Here is a 21,076-nt window from a genome sequence, read left to right as displayed (position 1 = left end):
CCAACACAAGCCGCACCATGCAAATCGAAACGCCTCCCACCGACAAGCCCTACGACAAGCCCGAAGGCGAGCGCCGCGGCATCGTCATCGTCAACACCGGCGACGGCAAGGGCAAGAGCACCGCGGCCTTCGGGCTGGCGCTGCGTGCCCACGGCCGTGGCAAGGCGGTGAAGATCTACCAGTTCATGAAGGTGCCCTCGGCGCGCTTCGGCGAGCACCGCATGTTCGAGCAGATCGGCATCCCGATCGAAGGCCTCGGCGACGGCTTCAGCTGGAAGAGCCAGGACCTCGAGCGCTCGGCGCAGCTCGCGCGCGACGGCTGGGAGAAGGCGAGGGCGGCGATCCTCTCGGGCGAGCACTTCATGGTCGTGCTCGACGAGATCACCTATCCGCTGATCTACGGCTGGCTGCCGCTCGAGGGCGTGCTCGACACGCTGCGCACACGGCCCACGCATGTGCACGTGGTGCTCACCGGCCGGCGCTGCCCGCCGGAGATCGTCGAGCTGGCCGACACCGTGACCGACATGACGATGGTGAAGCATGCGTTCAAGGCCGGCATTCCGGCGCAGCGCGGCATCGAAGACTAGTCATGACGACGCCCCCCGAAGCGCCTGCGGCGCCTCCCCCCACTGGGGGGCGCACCCAGCGGCCCGGCAAAGCCGGTTCCGCGGGTGCTCGCGGTTCTGCCGCGCCACAATTCTGAGCGGCTGACGAATGTCGGAGCCGCTTGTGCCCGAGTTGGTCCTTGTCGTCGCGCTGTGGCTCGCGCTCGCCATCGACCGCTGGCTCGGCGAGCCGGCCGCGCGCTGGCATCCGGTGGTGTGGATGGGGCGGTACCTGGGTTGGATCGGTGCGCGCCTCGCGCCGCGCGCTGAAGCAGCGTGCACCTCGGCTCGTGCCACGCTCTTTGCGTGGGGCGCACTCGCCTGGCTCGCGGGCGCGATCGGCGTCTGTACGGTGGCGATGGCTTTGCAGCAAGCCAGCTTTCGATGGCTGCCCGCCTGGGCCACCGCGCTGGTGCTCGCCGTGGCGCTCAAGCCGCTTTTCGCGTGGTGCATGCTGCGCGGCGAAGTGCTGGCGGTCGAGGCGGCGCTCGGCCTGTCGCTCGCGGCGGGGCGCGCGCAGCTCGCGCAGCTCGTGAGCCGCGACGTCAACACGCTCGACGAGCACGAAGTGCGCGAGAGCGCGATCGAATCGCTGGCCGAGAACCTCAACGATTCGCTCGTGGCGCCGCTGTTCTGGTTCGTGCTGCTGGGGCTGCCGGGCGCGGCGGTCTATCGCTTCGCCAACACGGCCGATGCGATGTGGGGCTACCGCGGCGAGCGCCAGGGACGCGACTGGACCTGGTTCGGCAAGTGGGCGGCACGCGCCGACGATGTGCTGTCATGGGTGCCCGCGCGGCTCACCATGCTGTTGCTCGCGCTGGTGGCGAGGCGGTGGCCGCGGGGCGTGGCCCGCGAGGCGCGCCGCACGCCGTCGCCCAACAGCGGCTGGCCGATGGCGGCGATGGCCTTGCTGCTGGGCGTTCGGCTTGCGAAGCCGGGCGTCTATGCGCTGAATGCCGAAGGGCTGCCTGCCGACACGGCAGACACGCACCGGGCTGCGCAGTGGGGTGGCCGGGCCGTGCTGGCGATGGCGGCTTGCGCATCGCTGGGGCTCTTTCTTTTTCCGACAATGGTCTAGGCGATGGCAGGCGAACCCGCTGCTTTTCAAACTCCGCAACACGGCGGCCCCGACGCAGGCGGTGCGGCCGCGCACGATTTCTCGACCAACGGCAATGCCGCCGGCCCGTGTCCCGCGGCCGTGTCCGCGCTGCGCGATGCCGACGCGCGCCACTATCCCGATCCGGCCTACACCGCGCTGCGCAGCGACCTGGCGCGCTTTCATGGCGTGCCGGCCGAGCGCATCGTGATCGCGGCGAGCGCGAGCGAGTTCATCCACCGAATCAGCGCGGCCTTCGCGCAGATCGGCGGCCGGCAGGTGCTGCTGCCCGCGCACGGCTATGGCGACTACGCGCGCGCGGCATCGGCCTGGGGCCTGCAGGTGCGGCCGGCCGCCGCCGCCGAGGCGCCCGACGGCATGGCGCTGCGCTGGTGCTGCGAGCCTTCGAGCCCGCTTGGCCAGTCGGAGCCCACCCTCGGACGGCATGCCGCGGCAGCGGGCCTCTGCGTGGTCGACATGGCCTATGCGCCGTTGCGCCTCGAAGGCGCGCCGTCGCTCGACGCGCCGGCGCGGCACGGCGCCTGGGAAATGTGGACGCCGAACAAGGCCATGGGCCTGACGGGCGTGCGCGCCGCCTACGCCATTGCGCCCGAAGGTGATGCCGCGCGCGCGATGGTGCGGCACCTGGCGCGGCTCGCGCCTTCGTGGCCGGTCGGCGCCCACGGCGTGGCGCTGCTCGCCTGCTGGACCGGCGAAGACGCACAGGCCTGGCTCGCCGGCAGCCTGCACACCTTGCGCAGCTGGAAGGCGCAGCAGCGCGCGGTGTGCGAATCGCTGGGCTGGCAGTGTTGGCCGAGCGACGCCAATTTCTTCTGCGCGCGCCCCGATGTGCCTTACCCGCCGTTCGCCGTCGCGTTGCGCGCCAAAGGCATCAAACTGCGCGACTGCGCGTCTTTCGGGCTGCCGGGCCTGGTGCGGCTCGGCGTGCTGCCGCCCGCGAGCCAGCAGGCGCTGAAGGAAGCCTGGACCCGTGCGACCATCCGCATTCCGCACTGACCGAACCGACCGAACCGAAGACCGATGCCATGCTGATCGCCATCACCACGCTCTTTCTCTGCCAGCTCGCGGGCGAACTGCTCGTGCAGTGGCTGGCCCTGCCGATCCCCGGTCCGCTGATCGGCATGCTGCTGCTGTTCGTCGGGCTGCTCGTGCGCGGCCACGTGCCCGAAGCGCTCGAGGCCACGTCGGGCCATCTGCTGCGCAACCTGATGCTGTTGTTCATTCCGGCGGTGGCGGGCGTCATGCTGCACTTCGAGCGCGTGGGACGCGAGTGGCTGCCGTTCCTTGCAGCGGGCATAGTCGGCGCCGCATTCACCATGACCGTGACCGCGCTCACGCTGCGCTGGATGATCCGCATCACCGGAAAGGACGCGGAATGAACCCGCCCGCCAAGCTGTTCGAGGTCTGGACCTTCCTGGCCCAGTCGCCGCTGCTGTGGCTGTCGCTGACGCTCCTGGCCTACCTCGGTGCGCTGTGGCTGCATGCCAAGAGCGGGCGCAACCCAGTGGTCAACCCGGTGCTGGTGTCGGTGGTCGTCATCGTCGCGGTGCTGCTCGCCACGCGCACGCCGTACGACACGTATTTCGAGGGCGCTCAGTTCGTGCACTTCCTCATCGGCCCCGCCACCGTCGCGCTGGCCGTGCCGCTCTACGGACAGATTGCGCGGTTGCGGCGGCTCTGGCTGCCGATCGGCGTGGCGCTCATCGTGGGTTCGGTCGCCGCGATCGTCTCGGCCGTCGGCATCGCCTGGGCGCTCGGCGGTTCGCACGAACTGCTGATGTCGCTCGCCCCCAAGTCGGCCACCATGCCGATCGCCATGGGCGTGGCCGAAAAGATCGGCGGCCTCGCATCGCTGGCCGCCGTGGCGGCGGCCGTGGCGGGCATCTCGGGCGCCATCATGGCGACCGGCCTTTTGAACCTGTTGCGCATCGAGGAGCCCGCGGTGCGCGGCTTCGCGGTCGGCATGGCGGCGCACGGCATCGGCACCGCGCGTGCGATCCAGGTGAACGAGACGGCGGGGGCGTTTTCGGCGCTGGCGCTGGGGCTGAACGGGATTGCGACGGCATTGCTGGTGCCGTTGTTGATCAAGCTGTCGGGCGGGTTCTTTTGAGCTGAGGCGCTTGCAGCCCCTGTCCCCTCAGCGTCGCTGCAACCGCGGATTCTTCGCAAACAACTCCGCCGCCCAGTCCACGAACGCGCGCACTTTCGCGCTCAGGTGGCGGTTGGGCGGGTAGACCACGTGGATCGGCAGCGGGTCGCGGTGCCAGTCGGGCAGGAGCTCGACCAGCTCGCCGCTCTCCAGCAGCGGTTCGGCCTGGAAGCTGATCACCTGCGAGATGCCGAAGCCGCCGAGCACGGCGGCGAGATGGGCGTTGCTCTCGTTGACCGACACGCGGTACGGCCCGTTGAGTTCGACGTACTCGTCGCCCTTCTTGAACTCGTGCGGGTAGATGCGCCGCGTGCTGCCCGAGAAATAGCTCACCACGTGGTGGCGCTTTTCGATGTCGTTCGGATGCTGCGGCTGGCCGTAGCGCTTGACGTAGGCGGGCGAGGCCACGGTCACGAAGTGCAGCGTGCCGATGCGCCGCGCCACCAGCGACTGGTCGCTGAGCTCTCCGGCGCGGATCACGCAATCGACGTTGTCGCTGATGAGGTCGACGGCGCGGTCGCTCACGCCGAGGTCGACCTGGATCTCGGGGTAGCGGTCGCAGAAGCTCGCGAGCTCGGGCAGGATGATCAGGCGGGCCACAGAGGTGCCGACGTCGATCCGCAATCGCCCGGTGGGGTTGGCCTGCGCATTGGTCATGCTGGCCTCGATGTCGTCGAAGTCGTTCAAAAGCCGGGCCGCACGCTCGTAGTAGGCGGCGCCGTCGGGGGTGACGGTCACGCGCCGCGTGGTGCGGTTGAGCAGTTTCACGCGCAGGCGCGATTCGAGCGCCTGAATCTGCTTGGTGACCGTTCCCTTGGGCAGGGCGAGCGAATCCGCTGCGCGCGTGAAGGTGCCGGCTTCCACCACGCGGACGAATATCCGCATTGCCTGGATTTGATCCATGGATGAACTTGTTCCTGGGACTCGGCCCCTGCCGAGGGAGGCGGATTCTCACACAAGCAAGCAAATCCCCAGTGCAATACGGATTGTTCGCCGTTTGGAAACAGAGTAGGGGCGGCTTGCCTGTTTAACGCCACGCCGGCCGCCTTATATTTCACCTATCGCCAATCCCCCTGAGGCTGCCCATGTCACCCCGTCCATCGTCCCGCTCCGCCGACGCCGCTGCGCTTGCAGCAGCCGATGGCGTGGAAGCCGATCTCTCGATCGAGCTGCCCGGCCGCGACCCCGTGGGCGCGCGGGTCTACGGCCAGCGCCTCCGCGGTGAAACCGTGCCGCTGGTGCTGCATTTCCATGGCGGCACCTTCGTGTGCGGCACGCTGGACAACGGCCGCAACGTGGCGCGCCTGCTGGCTGGTGCCGGCGCGGTGGTGGTGTCTCTGGCCTATCCGCTGGCGCCCGAATCGCCGTTCCCGGAGCCCATCGAGGTGGGCTACGCCGCCCTCGAATGGCTCTACAAGCAGCGTACCAAGCTCGGCGGCAAGGGCGCCCAGGTGTACCTGGCGGGCGAAGAGGCGGGCGGCAACCTCGCGGCCGCGGTGGCGCTGATCGCCCGCGACCGCGCGCATCCGCCGATCGCGGGGCAGATCCTGCTGTCGCCGATGCTCGACCCCTGCGCTGGCACGGCCTCGCTGCGCCAGGCCACGAACGACGCGGCCGAATGCCGCTGGGCCAAGGGCTGGGAGAAATACCTGAGCTGCCCCTCGAACGCGATGCACCCGTATGCCGTGCCGAGCGGGTCGCTGCGCCTGTCGGCACTGGCACCTGCGCTGGTGCTGGTGGGCGAGGACGACGCGATGCGCGACGAGGCGATGACCTTCGCGGGCCGCCTGCGCGCAGCGGGCATCGAGGTGACGAGCAGCGTGCTGCCCAGCGCCGCGGACTGGCCCAAGGCGCTGTACGACCCCGAGCCCTCGGGCTGCAAGGCCTGCGAGGCCAGCGTGCAGCAGCACTTCCGCGAGTTCTTCAGCGCCACCACGCCGCCGCCCGCGGCGCCTGAGCCCAGCTAGGCGCGCGAGCGCCGCCCACCGCCAGAGAAGCCGCCGCCTCGTCCGAGGCGCGCGACGTGGGCCTCTTTTTTCCTGAAATCCGCCTCTTGGTGCCAAAAGCGCCGGGATGGCCTGTCGCATCCCAAAAAGTCATCGAGAAGGACGAAACATCATGTCGAACAACAAGCCAAGTCTGTCTTCCGCCGCCCGCAAGGGGCTCTGGCCCGCCGTGACAGGGCTGACCGCTGTGCTCGCAGTCGCCGCCGCAGTGCTGGGCATGCACAGCTTCAAGGCCGAGGCCACCGCGCCGGCGGCCGCGCCGCAGGGCACGCCGGTGTCGGTGGCGACCGTGAAGTCGAGCGAGGTCAATGCCTGGGACGAGTTCTCGGGTCGGCTCGAAGCGGTGGAGCGCGTGGACGTGCGTTCCCGCGTGGCCGGCGCCGTGCAGGCGGTGCACTTTCGCGAAGGTGCGCTGGTGAAGAAGGGCGACCTGCTGATCACCATCGACCCCGCACCCTATGCCTCCGAAGTGGAGCGCGCCGCAGCGCAGGTCGCATCGGCACAGGCCCGCCAGGCCTTTGCCCGCAGCGAGCAGGAACGCGCCAAGCGCCTGTGGGACGAGCAGGCCATTGCCCAGCGCGAATATGACGAGCGCGTGAACGCCAGCCGAGAGGCCGACGCCAACCTGCGCGCGGCGCAGGCCTCGCTGCAGTCGGCGCGGCTGAACCTGGGCTACACCCAGGTGCGCGCGCCGGTGGCGGGTCGCATCGGCCGGCTCGAAGTCACCGTCGGCAACCTGGTGGCCGCGGGCCCCGGCGCCCCGGTGCTGACCACGCTGGTGTCGGTGAGCCCGATCTACGCGAGCTTCGATGCCGACGAGCAGGTGATCACGCGGGCGCTGAAGGACCTGCCGAGCGGCGCCGGCGCACGCGGCCAGATCGATTCGATCCCGGTGCAGATGGGCACCGCCGGCCTCGAGGGCACGCCCTTCACCGGCAAGCTGCAGCTGATCGACAACCAGGTCGATGCCCGCAGCGGCACGGTGCGCGTGCGCGCCGCCTTCGACAACAAGGACGGCACGCTCATCCCCGGCCAGTTCGCCCGCATCCGCATGGGCCAGGCGCGCAACGACACCGCGCTGCTCGTGAGTGAGCGTGCGATCGGTACCGACCAGAACAAGAAGTTCGTGATGGTCGTGGGCGACGACAACAAGGCGGCCTACCGCGAAGTGACGCTCGGCGCCTCGATCAACGGGCTGCGTGTCGTGAGCAACGGCCTGAAAGCCGGCGACCGCGTGGTGGTCAATGGCCTGCAGCACATCCGCCCCGGTGCGCTGGTGGTGCCGCAGAGCGTGACCATGGACGCCAAGGCCGACACCAAGCAACAGCAAGCGGAACGCGTCGCGGAAGCCGCGAAGTCCTGAACTCGGAGGGGAGCGCTTTTGCGCTCGCCGGAGAAACAACATGAATCTCTCTAAATTCTTCATCGACCGGCCGATCTTTGCCGGCGTGCTGTCGCTATTGATACTGATAGCCGGCCTTATCGCGCTGCGCGGGCTGCCGATCTCGGAGTACCCCGAAGTCGCGCCGCCCTCGGTGGTGGTGCGTGCCCAGTACCCGGGCGCCAACCCGAAGGTGATCGCCGAAACCGTGGCCACGCCGCTCGAAGAGCAGATCAACGGCGTCGAAGGCATGCTCTACATGGGCAGCCAGGCCACCACCGACGGCGTGATGACGCTCACGGTTACCTTCCGCCTCGGCACCGATCCCGACAAGGCCCAGCAGCTGGTGCAGAACCGCGTCTCGCAAGCCGAGCCGCGCCTGCCGGAAGAAGTGCGCCGCCTCGGCATCACGACCGTCAAGAGCGCGCCCGACCTGACGATGGTGGTCCACCTCGTCTCGCCGAACGACCGCTACGACATCAACTACCTGCGCAACTACGCGGTGCTGAATGTGAAGGACCCGCTCGCGCGCATCGAAGGCGTGGGCCAGGTGCAGATCTTCGGCGGCGGCGACTACTCGATGCGCGTCTGGCTCGACCCGCAGAAGGTCGCGCAGCGCGGCCTGTCGGCGAGCGACGTGGTGGCTGCGATCCGCGGCCAGAACGTGCAGGCCGCAGCCGGTGTGGTCGGCGCATCGCCGGGCCTGTCGGGCGTGGACATGCAGCTCTCGATCAATGCGCAAGGGCGCCTGCAGAGCGAGGAAGAGTTCGGCGACATCATCGTCAAGAGCGGCACCGACGGCGCCGTGACCCGCCTGCGCGACATCGGCCGCCTCGAGATGGGCGCCGCCGACTACTCGCTGCGTTCGCTGCTCAACAACGACCCGGCCGTCGGCATGGGCGTGTTCCAGGCGCCGGGCTCCAACGCGCTCGACATCTCGTCCAACGTGCGCAAGACGATGGCCGAGCTCAACAAGAACATGCCCGAAGGGCTGGAATACCGCATCGCCTACGACCCGACGCAGTTCGTGCGCGCATCGATCGAATCGGTGATCCACACGCTGCTCGAAGCCATCCTGCTGGTGGTGCTGGTCGTGATCCTGTTCCTGCAGACCTGGCGCGCTTCCATCATTCCGCTGCTGGCCGTACCGGTGTCGGTGATCGGCACCTTCGCGGTGCTGCACGTCCTTGGCTTCTCGATCAATGCGCTGAGCCTGTTCGGGCTGGTGCTGGCGATCGGCATCGTGGTGGACGACGCCATCGTGGTGGTGGAGAACGTCGAGCGCAACATCGAGGCCGGACTCTCGCCGCGCGACGCGACCTACCGTGCCATGCGCGAGGTGTCGGGCCCGATCATCGCGATCGCGCTCGTGCTGGTGGCCGTGTTCGTGCCGCTGGCCTTCATCAGCGGCCTCACGGGCCAGTTCTACAAGCAGTTCGCGGTGACCATCGCGATCTCGACGGTGATTTCCGCGATCAACTCGCTCACGCTGTCGCCCGCGCTCGCCGCCTTGCTGCTGCGCGGCCATGACCAGCCGAAGGACGCACTGACGCGCGGCATGGACCGGGCCTTCGGCTGGCTGTTCCGCGGCTTCAACAAGCTCTTCAGCCGCGGCGCGGAAGCCTACAGCGGCGGCGTCAAGAGCGTGATCTCGCGCAAGACGCTGATGCTGGTGATCTACCTCGCGCTCGTGGCGGTGACCTTCGGCCTGTTCAAGGCCGTGCCGAGCGGCTTCGTGCCGGCGCAGGACAAGCAGTACCTGATCGGCTTTGCCCAGTTGCCCGACGGCGCCACGCTGGACCGCACCGACGAAGTGATCCAGCGCATGGGCGAGATCATGAAGAAGAACCCGAACGTCGAAGACGCCATCGCCTTCCCGGGCCTGTCGATCAACGGCTTCACCAACAGCTCGAACTCGGGCATCGTGTTCGCCACGCTGAAGCCCTTCGACCAGCGCAAGCGTGCCGACCAGAGCGGCGGTGCGGTGGCCGGGCAGCTCAACGGCGCCTTCTCCAGCATCCAGGACGCGTTCATCGTGATGTTCCCGCCGCCGCCGGTGGCGGGCCTGGGAACCACGGGCGGCTTCAAGCTGCAGATCGAAGACCGCGCCTCGCTCGGCTACGACCAGATGGACGCGGCGGTGAAGGCCTTCATGGCCAAGGCCTATGCCACGCCGGAGCTCACGGGCATGTTCACGAGCTGGCAGGTCAACGTGCCGCAGCTGTATGCCGACATCGACCGCACCAAGGCGCGCCAACTCGGCGTGCCGGTGACGGACATCTTCGACACGATGCAGATCTACCTCGGCAGCCTGTATGCGAACGACTTCAACAAGTTCGGCCGCACCTACAGCGTGCGCGTGCAGGCCGATGCGCCGTACCGCGCCCGCGCCGAAGACGTGGGCATGCTGAAGGTGCGCTCGACCACGGGCGAGATGGTGCCGCTGTCCGCGCTGATGAAGGTCAACTCGACCTTCGGGCCGGAACGCGCCATGCGCTACAACGGCTACCTGGCAGCGGACATCAACGGCGGCCCGGCCCCGGGCTATTCGTCGGGCCAGGCGCAGGACGCGATCACCAAGATCGCGGCCGAGACGCTGCCCAAGGGCGTGAGCTTCGAGTGGACCGAGCTGACCTACCAGGAAATCCTGGCCGGCAACTCCGCCTTCCTGGTGTTCCCGCTGGCCATCCTGCTGGTGTTCCTGGTGCTGGCCGCGCAGTACGAGAGCCTGACGTTGCCGATCGCGATCATCTTGATCGTGCCGATGGGCATCATGGCCGCGATGGCGGGCGTGTGGATATCGGGAGGTGACAACAACGTCTTCACGCAGATCGGGCTGATCGTGCTGGTGGGGCTGAGTGCGAAGAACGCGATCCTGATCGTGGAGTTCGCGCGCGAGCTCGAGTTTGCCGGCAGAACGCCCATACAAGCTGCGATCGAAGCCAGCCGCCTGCGCCTGCGCCCGATCCTGATGACCTCGCTGGCCTTCGTGATGGGTGTGCTGCCCCTCGTGCTGTCGACCGGCGCGGGCTCGGAGATGCGCAAGGCCATGGGCGTGGCGGTGTTCGCCGGGATGATCGGCGTGACGGCCTTCGGCCTGTTCCTGACGCCGGTGTTCTATGTGCTGCTGCGCCGCCTGGCGGGCAACCGCGCGCTCAAGCTGCATGGCGAAGTGCCGCATGGCGAGGACTTCGTCTCGGCGACGCATCCTGCCGGACCGGCGCCGCATGGCGGCGCGGGCGGTGGCGGCGGGCTGCACCCGGTGCCCGCTTCGCCACGGCCCTCGCACGACTGAACAAGAAGAACAGAACAAACGAACAAAGAAGGAAGCTCATCATGAACTTCAAGCTCTCATCCCGTCTCGCCACGCCGCTGCGTGCGGCCGTGCTGCCGCTGGTGGCTGCGCTGGCCTTGGCCGGCTGCGCGAGCGTGCCTTCGGGCGTGCCCGAAGTCCCGACCACCGCCCAGTTCAAGGAGCAGGGCGCCACGCCACCCGCGGGCTGGACGCACGCCCTGCCGTCCGAGGCCGCGGCGCGCGGCGCCTGGTGGCTGGCCTTCAACGATCCGGTGCTCAATGCGCTGGTCGAGAAGGCCGACGTGAACAACAACAACATCCAGGCCGCCGCGGCGCGGCTCGCCGAAGCCCGTGCGCTCGCGCGCAGCGCCCAGGCCGACCGGCTGCCGCAGATCGGACTCGGTGCCGGCGCCAGCCGCGGCGCAGGGCTCGACAGGGCCATGGCCAGCACGCGGCCGGCCACGATGACCAACATCGGCGCCACCTTCTCGTACGAGCTCGACCTGTTCGGCCGGCTCTCGGGCGCGCGCGACGCGGCGCGGCTCGATGCGCAGAGCCGCGAGGCGCTGCTGCAGAGCACGCGGCTCGCGGTGCAGGCCGAGGTGGCGCAGGCCTACCTGCAGCTTCGCGCGCTCGACGCCGAACGTGCGCTGGTGCGCGAGCAGGTCGAGGCCTACCGCGACACGCTGCGCCTGTCGCAGCGCCGCCAGGCGGCCGGCGACATCGCCGAGCTCGACGTGGCGCGCGTGCAGACCGAGGTGTCGTCGACCGAGTCGGAGGCGCTCGCGCTCGACCGCCAGCGCGCCCAGGTCGAGCATGCGCTCGCGGTGCTGGTCGGCGATTCGGCTTCAAGCTTCGGGCTCGGCATGGCCGAGTGGAACACCGCGCTGCCCTCGGTGCCGCCCGGCGTGCCGGCCACGGTGCTGACGCGCCGCCCGGACGTCTCGGCGGCGCAGCAGGCGGTGCTTGCGGCCCAGGCGCGCGTGGGCGTGGCCCAGGCCGCGTGGTTCCCCGACATCTCGCTGACCGGTGCGGCGGGCTACGCATCGCCCGAGATCGGCGACCTGTTCAAGTGGTCGGCGCGGTCGTGGGGCGTGGGTGCGCTGCTCTCGCTGCCGATCTTCGACGGCGGCCGCCGCGAGGCCGGCGTCCAGGGCGCGAACGCGCAACTCGACGGCGCACTCGCCAACTACCGCAGCCAGGTGCTCGTGGCCTTCCAGGAGGTCGAGGACCAGCTCGCCGCGATCCGCATCCTGCAGGAGCAGTCGGTGGTGCAGGCGCAGGCCGTCACGTCGGCGCAGCGCGCGACCAGCCTGTCGGACACGCGCTACCGCAATGGCTACGTGAGCCAGCTCGATCTGCTCGACGCACGCCGCAGCGAATTGCGCAACCGGCGCCAGGCGCTGCAGGTGAAGGCCGCGCAATACCAGGCGGCGGTCGGGCTGATCCGCGCGATCGGCGGCGGATGGGAGGTGCCGCCCGCGCTGGCGAAGGCGCCTGCCGCGGCGGTGCAGACCGCGGCGCGCTGATTCGCAGGCAGACACACGGAGGCAAGGGGGCGCAAGCCCCTTTTTCCTTGGTGGTGCCCGGGCGGGCACGCGGGCAACGGACAATCGCCGCATGAGATCTCGATGCGTGATGGTTCTGGGCACGACCAGCGGTGCCGGCAAGAGCTGGCTGGCGACGGCGCTGTGCCGCTGGTATGCGCGCCAGGGGCTCAAGGTCGCGCCGTTCAAGGCGCAGAACATGAGTAACAACGCGCGCGTGGTCGACGGCGGCGAGATCGGCAGCGCGCAGTACTTCCAGGCGCTGGCCGCGCGCGCCGTGCCCGAGGTGCGCATGAACCCGCTGCTGCTCAAGCCCGAGCGCGACACGCACAGCCAGGTGGTGCTGCTGGGCCAGGTGAGCGAAGCGCTCACGGCCTTGCCCTGGCGCGGGCGCAGCGAGCGCGTCTGGCCGCAGATCGCCGAGGCGCTCGACGCGCTGCGGGCCGAGAACGACGTGGTCGTGATCGAGGGCGCCGGCTCGCCGGCCGAGATCAACCTGATGGCCAACGACATCGTCAACCTGCGCGTGGCGCGCCATGCCGATGCGCGCTGCCTGCTCGTGACCGACATCGACCGCGGCGGCGCCTTCGCGCACCTCTACGGCACCTGGGCGCTGCTGCCCGAGGCCGACCGCGCGCTGGTCCGCGGCTTCGTGCTCAACAAGTTCCGCGGCGATGCGGCGCTGCTCGCCCCCGCGCCCGAGCAGTTGCGGGCGTTGACCGGCATTCCCACCGTCGCGACGCTGCCGATGTGGTGGCAGCACGGCCTGCCCGAGGAAGACGGCGTGTTCGACGGCAGCAGCCACTCGACCGGCGTGGTCACCCGCACCGTCGCCGTCATCGCCTGTCCGCGCATCAGCAACCTCGACGAGTTCCAGCCGCTCAAGAACGTGCCAGGCGTTCGCCTGGTCTGGGCGCGCACGCCGGCGGAGGTGGCCGGCGCCGACTGGATCGTGCTGCCCGGCTCCAAGCACACGAGCAGCGACCTGGCCTGGCTGCGTTCGCAGGGCCTCGACCGCGCGGTGGCGGCGCATGCCGCGGCCGGTGGCGCGGTGCTGGGCATCTGCGGCGGCCTGCAGATGCTCGGCGAGGCGCTGATCGATCCGCACGGCATCGACGGCAATGCGCCCGGCCTGGGCCTGCTGCCGCTCGCGACTGTGTTCGAGCGCGAGAAGACAGTGCGCCACCGCAGCGCCACCTTCGGCGCGCTGGCTGGGCCATGGGCCGCACTGTCGAACGTGCGCATCGCGGGCTACGAGATCCACCACGGCCGCACCGCCATCCATCCGCAGCTGGCCCACGACGGCCGCGAGGCGATGGCCGGGGGCCTGGCCTGGCAGAACACGCGCGGCAACGTGCTGGGGCTGTACCTGCATGGCCTGTTCGAGGACCCCGCCGCGCTGCAGGCGCTGTTCGGCGCCGCCGCGCCGACGCTCGACACCACCTTCGACGGCCTGGCCGACTTCATCGACAACCACTTCGAGGCCGGCATGCTGCTGGGCCTCATCGCATGACTCTCGATCGCATGACTTCCGACGACATCATTCCGACCCTTCCCGACCTGCATGACCCCGCGCTCGCGGCGCGGCTGCAGGCGCTGCTCGACAACAAGACCAAGCCGCTCGGCGCGCTCGGCCGGCTCGAAAGCCTGGCGCTGCGGCTCGGGCTCATCCTCGGCAGCGAAGCGCCGGCGCTCGAAGCGCCGCAGATGCTCGTGTGCGCGGCCGACCACGGTCTCGCTGCGCGCGGCGTCTCGGCGTTTCCGAGTGACGTGACCTGGCAGATGGTCGAGAACTTTCTCTCGGGCGGCGCGGCCGTGAGCGTGCTCGCACGCCAGCACGGGCTCACGCTCACCGTCGTCGACTGCGGCGTGCGGCGCGACTTCCAGCCGCGGCCGGGCCTGGTGCAGCGGCGCATTGCGGCGGGCACGGCCGACGCCTCGACCGGGCCCGCGATGACGCCCGCGCAATGCCGCGAGGCCATCGCCAACGGACGCGAGGTGGTGCACGCCTTGCCGGGCAACGTGCTGCTGCTTGGCGAGATGGGCATCGGCAACAGCTCGGCCGCGGCGCTGCTGCTCGCGCGGCTTGCCAACCTCGACATCGATGGCTGCACCGGTGCGGGCACCGGCCTCGATGCCGCGGGCCTGGCGCGCAAGCGCTCGGTGCTGCGCGAGGTGCTGGCGCTGCATGCCTCGGCCGTCGCGCCGCTCGACGCATTGGCGGCTTTCGGCGGCTTCGAGATCGCGACGCTGGTGGGTGCCGTGCTGCAGGCCGCGCACGAGCGGCGCGTGATCGTGGTCGACGGTTTCATCGCGAGCGCTGCGGTGCTCGTGGCGCAGGCGCTCGCGCCGCATGTCGCGCAGCGCTGCGTGGCGGCGCACAGCTCGGCCGAGCCGGGCCACGCGGCGATGCTGCGGCAACTGGGCCTCGAGCCGCTGCTCGACCTGGGCCTGCGCCTGGGCGAAGGCTCGGGCGCGGCGCTGGCGTGGCCACTGCTCGAATCGGCTTGCCGCATCCTCCGCGAGATGGCGAGCTTCGCGTCGGCCGGTGTGTCGCAGAAAGAGGCCTGAGAACCCGTGAACGGCGTTCGTCACTTTCTACTGGCCCTGCAGTTCTTCACGCGCGTGCCCGTGACCGGGCGCCTGGCCCAGTGGGTCGGATTCAGCCCGCAGATGCTGCGGGCGAGCGCGGCGCATTTTCCGGGCGTGGGCTGGCTCGTTGGCGCCGCGGCTGCGGGCGTGTTCGTGCTGGCGCTGCAGGGCCTGCCTGCGCTCGCGGCGGCACTCCTGAGCATGGTGGCGACGGTGCTGCTCACCGGCGCCTTCCATGAAGACGGCCTCGCCGACGTGGCCGACGGGCTCGGCGGCTCGGCCGACCGGGCGCGCGCGCTCGAGATCATGAAGGACTCGCGCATCGGTGCCTTCGGTGCCATCGCGCTGGTGCTCGCGCTCGGGCTCAAGGCCGCGCTGCTCGCCGCGCTGGCCGCACCGGGCGCCTCGCTGGTCGCCATCGCGGTGGCCGTGGCCGCAGCGCATGTGCTGTCGCGGCTCGCGCCGCTGTTCCTGATCCGGTGGCTGCCCTACGTGGGTGAGGCCGGCGCGAGCAAGGCCAAGCCGCTCGCCGATGCGATCGGCGGCGGCGCCTTGTTGGTCGGCGTGCTCTGGTCGCTGCCCGCCATCGCGCTGCTGCTGTGGGCGCAAGGCCCCGCGCGCACGCTGGCCGTGGCGCTGGCCTGCGCGCTCGCGGCGCTGGCGATGGCGCGGCTGTTCAAGCGCCGGCTGCAGGGCTTCACCGGCGACGGGCTCGGCGCGACCCAGCAGGTGTGCGAACTCGCGATCTACCTCGCGCTGGCGTGGCAGGCATGAAGCTCTGGCTCGTGCGGCATGCGCAGACCGAGGCCTCCCCCGGCCAATGCTATGGCGCGACCGATGTGTGCGTGCCGCGCGAGGCCACGCTGACGGTGGCGCAGGCGGTGGCGGCGCGCCTGCCCGACGGCGTGGTGTTACTGGACCACTCGCCGCTGCGGCGCTGCGCCGAACTGGCAGAAGCGATCGCCGCGCTGCGCCCCGGGCTCGCGGTGCGGGCCGATGCGCGTTTGGCCGAGATGGACTTCGGCGCCTGGGAAGGCCGGCCGTGGTCGTCCATCGCACGCGCCGAGTTCGAGGCCTGGACCGGCAACTTTGCCGCAGGGTTGCCTGGCGGGCATGGCGAAAGCACCGATCGGTTCATGCGGCGGGTCGGCGCGGCTTTCGACGAATGGCGCGCGTCGGGGCAGGAGGAGACGGTGTGGATCACGCATGCCGGCGTGATGCGCGCGGTGCAGCTGCTGCAGCAGGGCGTGCGGCGCGTGGACGATGCCGCGCAATGGCCGTCGGCGCCGATTGACTACGGGGCCTGCCTGCTGATCGAATGCGGTTGAGGCGCGGCCCCGTCCGCGCCGACATCACCGACCGCGCCATGTCCCCATCGCCCGCGCCCGAGCGCCTCTATGTCCGCCTCGACGAGGACCCCTTGCACGGGCCCGAAGCCGCGATGCCCGCGGGTTCGCTGCAGGCCTTTGCAGTCCCGGCGCCGCTGGGCCTGCATGTGGCGCACATCCTGCGCTACCGCGAGACGGTGCCCGAGGGCCGCGAACTGCGCGAGCGCGTTCTGCCCGACGGCGCGGTGCGGCTGGTCTTCAACCTCGGCGATGCGCCTTCGGCGGGCGAAGGCGCGGGCCTGCCCGTCGAGGCGGTGGGAGCCTCGGCCGCGCCGGCGCTGGTGCGCCTGCGCGGCCGGGTCGAAGGGCTGTCAGTCACGCTGCGCCCCGGTGCGGCCGCGGCGCTGCTCGGCGTGCCGGCCAGCGAGATCGCGGGCACGGCCGTCGACCTCGACCTGCTCTGGCGCGGCCAAGGTGCCGAATTGCGCGAGCGCATGGCCAGCCAGCCCGATGATGCTGCGCGCGTCGCGCTGCTCTGCGAGGTGCTGCGAGAGCGGCTGGGCGAAAGCCGGGATGCGGCGCATCCGGCCGCAATGCGTGCCGCGCAGCTGATCGCGGCATCGGGCGGCCGGCGCTCGCTGCGCGACGTGGCGGCGGCGGTCGGTGTCGGAGAACGGCGCCTGCAACAGCTGTTCCGGCAGCAGGTGGGCCTGTCGCCGCGGGCCTGGGCTCGCCTGGCACGGCTGCATGCGTGTCTGCGCGCGCTGCGGCAGCCTGCGCTGCTGCCCATGCCGGCCTGGGCGGAACTGGCGCTCGACGCCGGCTTCTACGACCAGTCGCATCTCGTCAACGAGTTCAAGGCGCTCTGCGGCCTCACGCCGACGGAATTCGTCGGCCGCGCGGTTTCGGGTTCTTCCAAGACGGCGGCTTGAGGCGGCGATACCTTCGTCGCTTTGACCGAGCGAACAAAGGAAAGCATCGATGCAAGACGAACAGACAAAGAAGCCACTGGCGGGCAGGGTGGCGGTGGTGACCGGCGCGAGCCGCGGCGCGGGGCGCGGCATTGCGGTGGAACTCGGTGCCGCGGGCGCCACCGTGTACGTGACCGGCCGCAGCACGCGGGCCCAGCCGGCCGAAAGCTATGGCGGCATTCTGGCGATGTCTCAACTCAAGGCGCTGCCGGGCAGCATCGACGACACGGCCGACGAGGTCACGCGCATGGGCGGGCAGGGCATCGCGGTGCGCTGCGACCACGCCGACGAAGCCGAGGTGGCCAGGCTCTTCGCGCAGGTGCATCGCGAGCAGGGCCGCATGGATGTGCTGGTTAACAACGCCTGGGGCGGGCACGAGAGCTTCGACGGCATTTTCGAGGCACCGTTCTGGGAGCACCCGCTTTCGCACTGGGACTCGATGTTCGACCGCGGCGTGCGCAACCACCTGCTCGCCAGCCGCTTCGCAGCGCCCGTGATGGTGGCGCAGAAGCGCGGCCTGATCGTGACCACGACCTTCTGGGACCAAGGCAAGTACCTGCGCGGCAACCTGTTCTACGACCTTGCCAAGTCCGCGATGAACCGGCTCGCATTCGGCATGGCCGAGGAACTGCGCCCGCACGGCGTCGCTTCGCTCGCGGTGTCGCCGGGCTGGATGCGCACCGAGTTCGTGCTCGCCGGCCACCAGACCGACGAGGCGCACTGGCAGGAGCGCCCGGCGCTTGCGCGGACCGAATCGCCGCGCTACCTGGGGCGCGCGGTCGCGGCGCTGGCGGGCGATGCGCAGGTGATCGAAAAGAGCGGCGGCGTGCACCGCGTGGCCGACCTGGCGCGGGAATACGGCTTTGTCGATGTCGACGGGCGGCAGGTCGAGGCGTTTGAACTCTAGGCCCGGCGCGGATTCAGGCGGACTACTGCGGGGCCGCCGTCTTCGGCTTGTAGTCGCAATACTGCGTCACCGCGCATTCCCAGCAGCGCGGCTTGCGCGCCACGCAGATGTAGCGTCCGTGCAGGATCAGCCAATGGTGTGCATGCAGCCGGAACTCGAAGGGCACGCGCTTCTCGAGCTTGAGCTCCACTTCGAGCGGCGTCTTGCCCGGCGCGAGACCGGTGCGGTTGCTGACGCGGAAGATGTGCGTGTCGACCGCGATCGTCGCCTCGCCGAAGGCCACGTTGAGCACCACGTTGGCGGTCTTGCGGCCCACGCCCGGTAGAGCTTCTAGCTCGGCGCGCGTGCGCGGCACCTCGCCGCCGTGCTCGACCAGCATGCGGCAGGTCTCGATCAGGTGCTTCGCCTTGCTGCGGTAGAGGCCGATGGTCTTGATGTACTCCTCGAGGCCCTCGACGCCGAGCCGCAGCATCGCCTGCGGCGTGTTCGCGACCGGGAAGAGCTTGCGCGTGGCCTTGTTCACGCCCACGTCGGTCGCCTGGGCCGACAGCAGCACGGCGGCCAGCAGCTCGAACGGCGTGGCGTATTCGAGCTCGGTTTCCGGCGTGGGGTTGGCGGCCTGGAGCGTGGCGAAGAAGGGGGCGATGTGGTCTTTTTTCATGGGGCTGTGTTGTTCTCTTGAGCAAGGCCGGCTTCAAAACGCTCGCATTGGGCGAGCACGCCGGTCCTGACGGCGCGCCATAGCGGCTCGGGGAAATCCACCGGCAGTTCCCGCTCGACACGCTGCAACGCGGCCGGCGCCCCGCCGACGAGTGCCAGCATGCCGTCGAACGCGTCGGCGACGCCCGTCTGCAGCGCCAGCGCACGCCAGTGGCGTGTCTGGATGGTGGAGAGCTGGTAGTGCGGGTTCTTCCCGCGCAAGGCGAGGGCGAGGCGCGCTTTGAAAGGCGACACCAGATTGGGCCCGTTGCCAATGATGGGCCACATCGACAGCATGTCGTAAAGCGGTGTCATCCGGTATTCACCGCCCCGGCGCAGAAAGATCGAATAGTTCTTCGCATGTCCGTCGGTCGCAGCCAGCAGCCAGAAGGCAAGCTGCGCGCGTGCGAAACCGGCCTTGTCGACCTGCGCGTTGCTGCTGCCGGAGAGCAGGGAGAGGATGCCTCGAACGCCAGGTCCACCATCGCTCTCGTACTTGAGGGCGGCAGGCGTGCCGGTGGCCTGGCAGAAGTCCTCCTGGGGCAGGCGGGCGATCCATCCACCGCCGTCCATCCAGCGCCGGTCGAAACGCTCGACGACGAGCACCTTTTGGTCGCCGAAGCGCCCGATGGTCGCGGGCGCTACCTCGAAGCCGAAAGCCGCCATCAGCCGGGCGCACAGCCATTCGTTCTCGACGGACTCGTTCATGTTCGCCCGCATGTTGCCGACCAGGCCGAGCGGCAGCTTGAGGATATGGGTCGTGGGTGTCGCGCCATGGGGGCGGTGCCATTGCGCGCCGATCCGCAGCAACGCGGTCTTTTCCTGCGCGCCGGCAATCGATATGCGCAGATCGTCGTCTGCGCCTTCCGCCTGGCCAGGCAACGGATCGCTTGTGACGTTGCGCAGCACCTGGGCGATCTTTTCCTCCGACAGCGCCTCGCTGTCGATGCGGTCGAAGGCGGGCGGCGCCTGCCCCTCGGGAAGCAGCTGGACGGCGCCCACACAATCGCGGCCGATCGCCGCCAGAAGATCGGCCGCGCCGGTGCCGGCGGCGCGGAAGCGCCGACGCAGCCGTTCGCGAATGCGATCGCTGTCCGGCAGCAGGTTGTCGAAGTAGTTTTCGACTGCGGGACCGCGCACTTCCTTCTCGCCGAGAGGTATCGGAAGCGACAGCGAGAGCGCGCGCACATTCCGCGAGCGCAACCATCCTTCGTCGTATTGCAGGGCCGGCACGCCGGTGCGCGTCCAGTACCAGACGCCGACGTATTCACCGTTCATCCAGATATCGAGCGCGCGTCGGGCCATGTCTTGGCTGCTCCGGTTACCAGTCCGCGGCGTCTTCGGGCCCCGGGAATGCGGCCTCGGCCGAGGCCAGGATCAGCCGCATGTCGAGCGCATGCAGCACCTGCATCAATTGCGCGACGTTGATGGCGCCAGGGTTCTTTTCGATGTCGGCCATCCGCGTCTGCTTGACGCCGATCAGCGCACCCAACTGGGCCTGCGTCAATCCGCGGGACTTCCGTAGCGACTTGAGATGCGTCGAGAGTTGTGCGGGCGAATGGATGATGGAGTGCATATTTACCGCCTAGGGGTGGTAAATGCAATTTATCGGCTTCAGACGATATTGTCAATATATCGCTGAAGGGCGATAAAACTTCGCAGGATTGTTGCGCCAGGCATTGGTGACAATAGCGCCCAGAAAGTGAGACCTCCCATGCAATTCGCTTCCCGCCTCGACAACGTCGAAACCTCCGCCATCCGCGAACTATTCAAGCTGCTCGGCAAGCCCGGCATCATCAGCTTTGCGGGGGGCTTTCCCGACAGCGCGATGTTCGACGTGGAGGGCCTGAAGGAGGCGAGCCAGAAGGCGCTGGCGGAGGAACCCGGCGGCGCGCTGCAGTACGGCGCCACCGAAGGCTACGAACCGCTGCGCACGCAGCTCTCCGCGTTCATGGGCACCAAGGGTGTCGAGGTCGATCCGAGCGGCCTGATCGTCACCACCGGCAGCCAGCAGGCGCTCGACCTGCTCGGCAAGACCATGATCTCGCCCGGCGACAAGGTGATTGTCGAGGGGCCGACTTTCCTGGCCACCATCCAGTGCTTTCGCCTCTATGGCGCGCAGCTCGTCAGCGCACCGATCGACGCCAACGGCGTGGACACCGATGCGCTCGAGAAACTCATCGCCGAGCACAAGCCGAAGTTCGTCTACCTGATCCCGACCTTCGGCAATCCGAGCGGCGCGACGCTGAGCCTCGAACGCCGCAAGAAGGTGCTCGAACTGGCCGTGAAGTACCAGACGCTGATGGTCGAAGACGATCCGTATGGCGACCTCTACTTCGGCGAAGCGCCGCCGCCGTCGATCATGGCGCTCGCCAAGGACGTGCCCGGCAGCCGCGAACTGATGGCGCACTGCGGCAGCCTCAGCAAGGTGCTGAGCCCGGGCCTGCGCGTGGGCTGGATGATCGCGCCGGCCGAACTG

General features: G+C 69.5%; 20 protein-coding genes. 16 read left to right on the top strand and 4 right to left on the bottom strand.

Translation table 11 applies throughout. The features are described from left to right. Nucleotides 1–17 precede the first annotated feature (17 nt). From cobO to AC3A6G_RS24680, 5 genes are all read left to right on the top strand, one after another. Nucleotides 18–587, top strand: coding sequence for a cob(I)yrinic acid a,c-diamide adenosyltransferase (gene cobO / locus AC3A6G_RS24700; protein WP_487862600.1), 570 nt, complete (start codon nt 18–20; stop codon nt 585–587). A 127-nt stretch (nt 588–714) separates the two neighbouring features. Then, nucleotides 715–1,683 carry an adenosylcobinamide-phosphate synthase CbiB gene (gene cbiB, locus AC3A6G_RS24695; protein WP_487862601.1) on the top strand — a complete coding sequence of 323 codons (969 nt, stop codon included), beginning with the start codon at nt 715–717 and terminating at the stop codon, nt 1,681–1,683. A gap of 3 nt (nt 1,684–1,686) precedes the next feature. Further along, complete coding sequence (locus AC3A6G_RS24690) at nt 1,687–2,718, top strand: aminotransferase class I/II-fold pyridoxal phosphate-dependent enzyme (protein WP_487862602.1); 1,032 nt, start codon at nt 1,687–1,689, stop codon at nt 2,716–2,718. A 29-nt stretch (nt 2,719–2,747) separates the two neighbouring features. Beyond that, entirely contained in the window at nt 2,748–3,101 is a 354-nt protein-coding gene (locus AC3A6G_RS24685) for a CidA/LrgA family protein (protein ID WP_487862603.1), read from the top strand. Then, the gene (locus AC3A6G_RS24680) at nt 3,098–3,832 is read left to right on the top strand and encodes an LrgB family protein (RefSeq protein ID WP_487862604.1); all 735 of its coding nucleotides are present in this window, start codon (nt 3,098–3,100) and stop codon (nt 3,830–3,832) included. Before AC3A6G_RS24685 ends, AC3A6G_RS24680 begins: the two co-directional genes overlap by 4 nt. A 27-nt stretch (nt 3,833–3,859) precedes the next feature. Here AC3A6G_RS24680 and AC3A6G_RS24675 read toward each other — a convergent pair whose 3' ends face one another. Further along, the gene (locus tag AC3A6G_RS24675) at nt 3,860–4,774 is read right to left on the bottom strand and encodes a LysR family transcriptional regulator (RefSeq protein WP_487862605.1); all 915 of its coding nucleotides are present in this window, start codon (nt 4,772–4,774) and stop codon (nt 3,860–3,862) included. 182 nt (nt 4,775–4,956) lie between these two features. On the opposite strand from AC3A6G_RS24675, the gene AC3A6G_RS24670 reads away from it, so the two are divergent. The 10 genes from AC3A6G_RS24670 (at nt 4,957) to AC3A6G_RS24625 (ending at nt 17,898) form a co-directional block, all read left to right on the top strand. Continuing rightward, nucleotides 4,957–5,838 (top strand): alpha/beta hydrolase, encoded by an 882-nt coding sequence (locus AC3A6G_RS24670; protein WP_487862606.1) that lies wholly within the window; start codon nt 4,957–4,959, stop codon nt 5,836–5,838. A 151-nt stretch (nt 5,839–5,989) separates the two neighbouring features. Continuing rightward, the gene (locus AC3A6G_RS24665) at nt 5,990–7,240 is read left to right on the top strand and encodes an efflux RND transporter periplasmic adaptor subunit (RefSeq protein WP_487862607.1); all 1,251 of its coding nucleotides are present in this window, start codon (nt 5,990–5,992) and stop codon (nt 7,238–7,240) included. Between the two features lie 40 nt (nt 7,241–7,280). Then, complete coding sequence (locus AC3A6G_RS24660; RefSeq protein WP_487862608.1) at nt 7,281–10,553, top strand: efflux RND transporter permease subunit; 3,273 nt, start codon at nt 7,281–7,283, stop codon at nt 10,551–10,553. A gap of 41 nt (nt 10,554–10,594) precedes the next feature. Beyond that, on the top strand, nt 10,595–12,082 hold the full coding sequence (locus tag AC3A6G_RS24655; protein ID WP_487862609.1) for an efflux transporter outer membrane subunit: 1,488 nt from the start codon (nt 10,595–10,597) through the stop codon (nt 12,080–12,082). A 91-nt stretch (nt 12,083–12,173) separates the two neighbouring features. After that, on the top strand, nt 12,174–13,613 hold the full coding sequence (locus tag AC3A6G_RS24650) for a cobyric acid synthase (RefSeq protein ID WP_487862610.1): 1,440 nt from the start codon (nt 12,174–12,176) through the stop codon (nt 13,611–13,613). Nucleotides 13,614–13,624: 11 nt separating this feature from the next. Then, entirely contained in the window at nt 13,625–14,671 is a 1,047-nt protein-coding gene (gene cobT / locus AC3A6G_RS24645; RefSeq protein WP_487862611.1) for a nicotinate-nucleotide--dimethylbenzimidazole phosphoribosyltransferase, read from the top strand. Nucleotides 14,672–14,677: 6 nt separating this feature from the next. Beyond that, nucleotides 14,678–15,466 (top strand): adenosylcobinamide-GDP ribazoletransferase, encoded by a 789-nt coding sequence (cobS, locus tag AC3A6G_RS24640; RefSeq protein ID WP_487862612.1) that lies wholly within the window; start codon nt 14,678–14,680, stop codon nt 15,464–15,466. Beyond that, nucleotides 15,463–16,020 carry a histidine phosphatase family protein gene (locus AC3A6G_RS24635; RefSeq protein ID WP_487862613.1) on the top strand — a complete coding sequence of 186 codons (558 nt, stop codon included), beginning with the start codon at nt 15,463–15,465 and terminating at the stop codon, nt 16,018–16,020. The genes cobS and AC3A6G_RS24635 overlap by 4 nt, the downstream gene beginning before the upstream one ends. A gap of 38 nt (nt 16,021–16,058) precedes the next feature. Beyond that, complete coding sequence (locus tag AC3A6G_RS24630; protein WP_487862614.1) at nt 16,059–16,952, top strand: helix-turn-helix domain-containing protein; 894 nt, start codon at nt 16,059–16,061, stop codon at nt 16,950–16,952. Nucleotides 16,953–17,001: 49 nt separating this feature from the next. After that, entirely contained in the window at nt 17,002–17,898 is an 897-nt protein-coding gene (locus tag AC3A6G_RS24625; RefSeq protein WP_487862615.1) for an SDR family NAD(P)-dependent oxidoreductase, read from the top strand. 22 nt (nt 17,899–17,920) lie between these two features. Here AC3A6G_RS24625 and nth read toward each other — a convergent pair whose 3' ends face one another. Genes nth through AC3A6G_RS24610 form a run of 3 tightly spaced genes read right to left on the bottom strand, consistent with a single transcriptional unit; the run spans nt 17,921 to nt 20,173 of the window. Further along, nucleotides 17,921–18,559: an endonuclease III gene (gene nth / locus AC3A6G_RS24620; RefSeq protein WP_487862616.1), complete on the bottom strand. Its 639-nt coding sequence runs from the start codon at nt 18,557–18,559 to the stop codon at nt 17,921–17,923. Continuing rightward, on the bottom strand, nt 18,556–19,902 hold the full coding sequence (locus AC3A6G_RS24615; protein ID WP_487862617.1) for a type II toxin-antitoxin system HipA family toxin: 1,347 nt from the start codon (nt 19,900–19,902) through the stop codon (nt 18,556–18,558). The genes nth and AC3A6G_RS24615 overlap by 4 nt, the downstream gene beginning before the upstream one ends. Before the next feature lie 16 nt (nt 19,903–19,918). Beyond that, entirely contained in the window at nt 19,919–20,173 is a 255-nt protein-coding gene (locus AC3A6G_RS24610) for a helix-turn-helix domain-containing protein (protein WP_487862618.1), read from the bottom strand. Between the two features lie 138 nt (nt 20,174–20,311). Here AC3A6G_RS24610 and AC3A6G_RS24605 point away from each other — a divergent pair. Next, nucleotides 20,312–21,076, top strand: a 765-nt coding sequence (locus AC3A6G_RS24605; RefSeq protein ID WP_487874824.1) for an aminotransferase-like domain-containing protein, incomplete at its 3' end; no start/stop codon positions are given.

This window comes from Variovorax sp. Soil_C_26 (assembly GCF_057657075.1).
The sequence above is the reverse complement of the archived record's forward strand: the minus strand, read 5'-3'. Positions and strand labels throughout refer to the sequence as shown.

Excerpts from the sequence above, each read along its gene's own strand:
- AC3A6G_RS24685 (WP_487862603.1), top strand. The coding sequence starts at position 2,748 with ATGCTGATCGCCATCACCACGCTCTTTCTCTGCCAGCTCGCGGGCGAA.
- AC3A6G_RS24625 (WP_487862615.1), top strand. The coding sequence starts at position 17,002 with ATGCAAGACGAACAGACAAAGAAGCCACTGGCGGGCAGGGTGGCGGTG.
- AC3A6G_RS24650 (WP_487862610.1), top strand. The coding sequence starts at position 12,174 with ATGAGATCTCGATGCGTGATGGTTCTGGGCACGACCAGCGGTGCCGGC.
- cobO (WP_487862600.1), top strand. The coding sequence starts at position 18 with ATGCAAATCGAAACGCCTCCCACCGACAAGCCCTACGACAAGCCCGAA.
- AC3A6G_RS24675 (WP_487862605.1), bottom strand. The coding sequence starts at position 4,774 with ATGGATCAAATCCAGGCAATGCGGATATTCGTCCGCGTGGTGGAAGCC.
- AC3A6G_RS24635 (WP_487862613.1), top strand. The coding sequence starts at position 15,463 with ATGAAGCTCTGGCTCGTGCGGCATGCGCAGACCGAGGCCTCCCCCGGC.
- AC3A6G_RS24660 (WP_487862608.1), top strand. The coding sequence starts at position 7,281 with ATGAATCTCTCTAAATTCTTCATCGACCGGCCGATCTTTGCCGGCGTG.
- cobT (WP_487862611.1), top strand. The coding sequence starts at position 13,625 with ATGACTTCCGACGACATCATTCCGACCCTTCCCGACCTGCATGACCCC.
- AC3A6G_RS24680 (WP_487862604.1), top strand. The coding sequence starts at position 3,098 with ATGAACCCGCCCGCCAAGCTGTTCGAGGTCTGGACCTTCCTGGCCCAG.
- AC3A6G_RS24630 (WP_487862614.1), top strand. The coding sequence starts at position 16,059 with ATGTCCCCATCGCCCGCGCCCGAGCGCCTCTATGTCCGCCTCGACGAG.
- AC3A6G_RS24665 (WP_487862607.1), top strand. The coding sequence starts at position 5,990 with ATGTCGAACAACAAGCCAAGTCTGTCTTCCGCCGCCCGCAAGGGGCTC.
- AC3A6G_RS24670 (WP_487862606.1), top strand. The coding sequence starts at position 4,957 with ATGTCACCCCGTCCATCGTCCCGCTCCGCCGACGCCGCTGCGCTTGCA.
- AC3A6G_RS24610 (WP_487862618.1), bottom strand. The coding sequence starts at position 20,173 with ATGCACTCCATCATCCATTCGCCCGCACAACTCTCGACGCATCTCAAG.
- cbiB (WP_487862601.1), top strand. The coding sequence starts at position 715 with ATGTCGGAGCCGCTTGTGCCCGAGTTGGTCCTTGTCGTCGCGCTGTGG.
- AC3A6G_RS24690 (WP_487862602.1), top strand. The coding sequence starts at position 1,687 with ATGGCAGGCGAACCCGCTGCTTTTCAAACTCCGCAACACGGCGGCCCC.
- AC3A6G_RS24615 (WP_487862617.1), bottom strand. The coding sequence starts at position 19,902 with ATGGCCCGACGCGCGCTCGATATCTGGATGAACGGTGAATACGTCGGC.
- AC3A6G_RS24655 (WP_487862609.1), top strand. The coding sequence starts at position 10,595 with ATGAACTTCAAGCTCTCATCCCGTCTCGCCACGCCGCTGCGTGCGGCC.
- nth (WP_487862616.1), bottom strand. The coding sequence starts at position 18,559 with ATGAAAAAAGACCACATCGCCCCCTTCTTCGCCACGCTCCAGGCCGCC.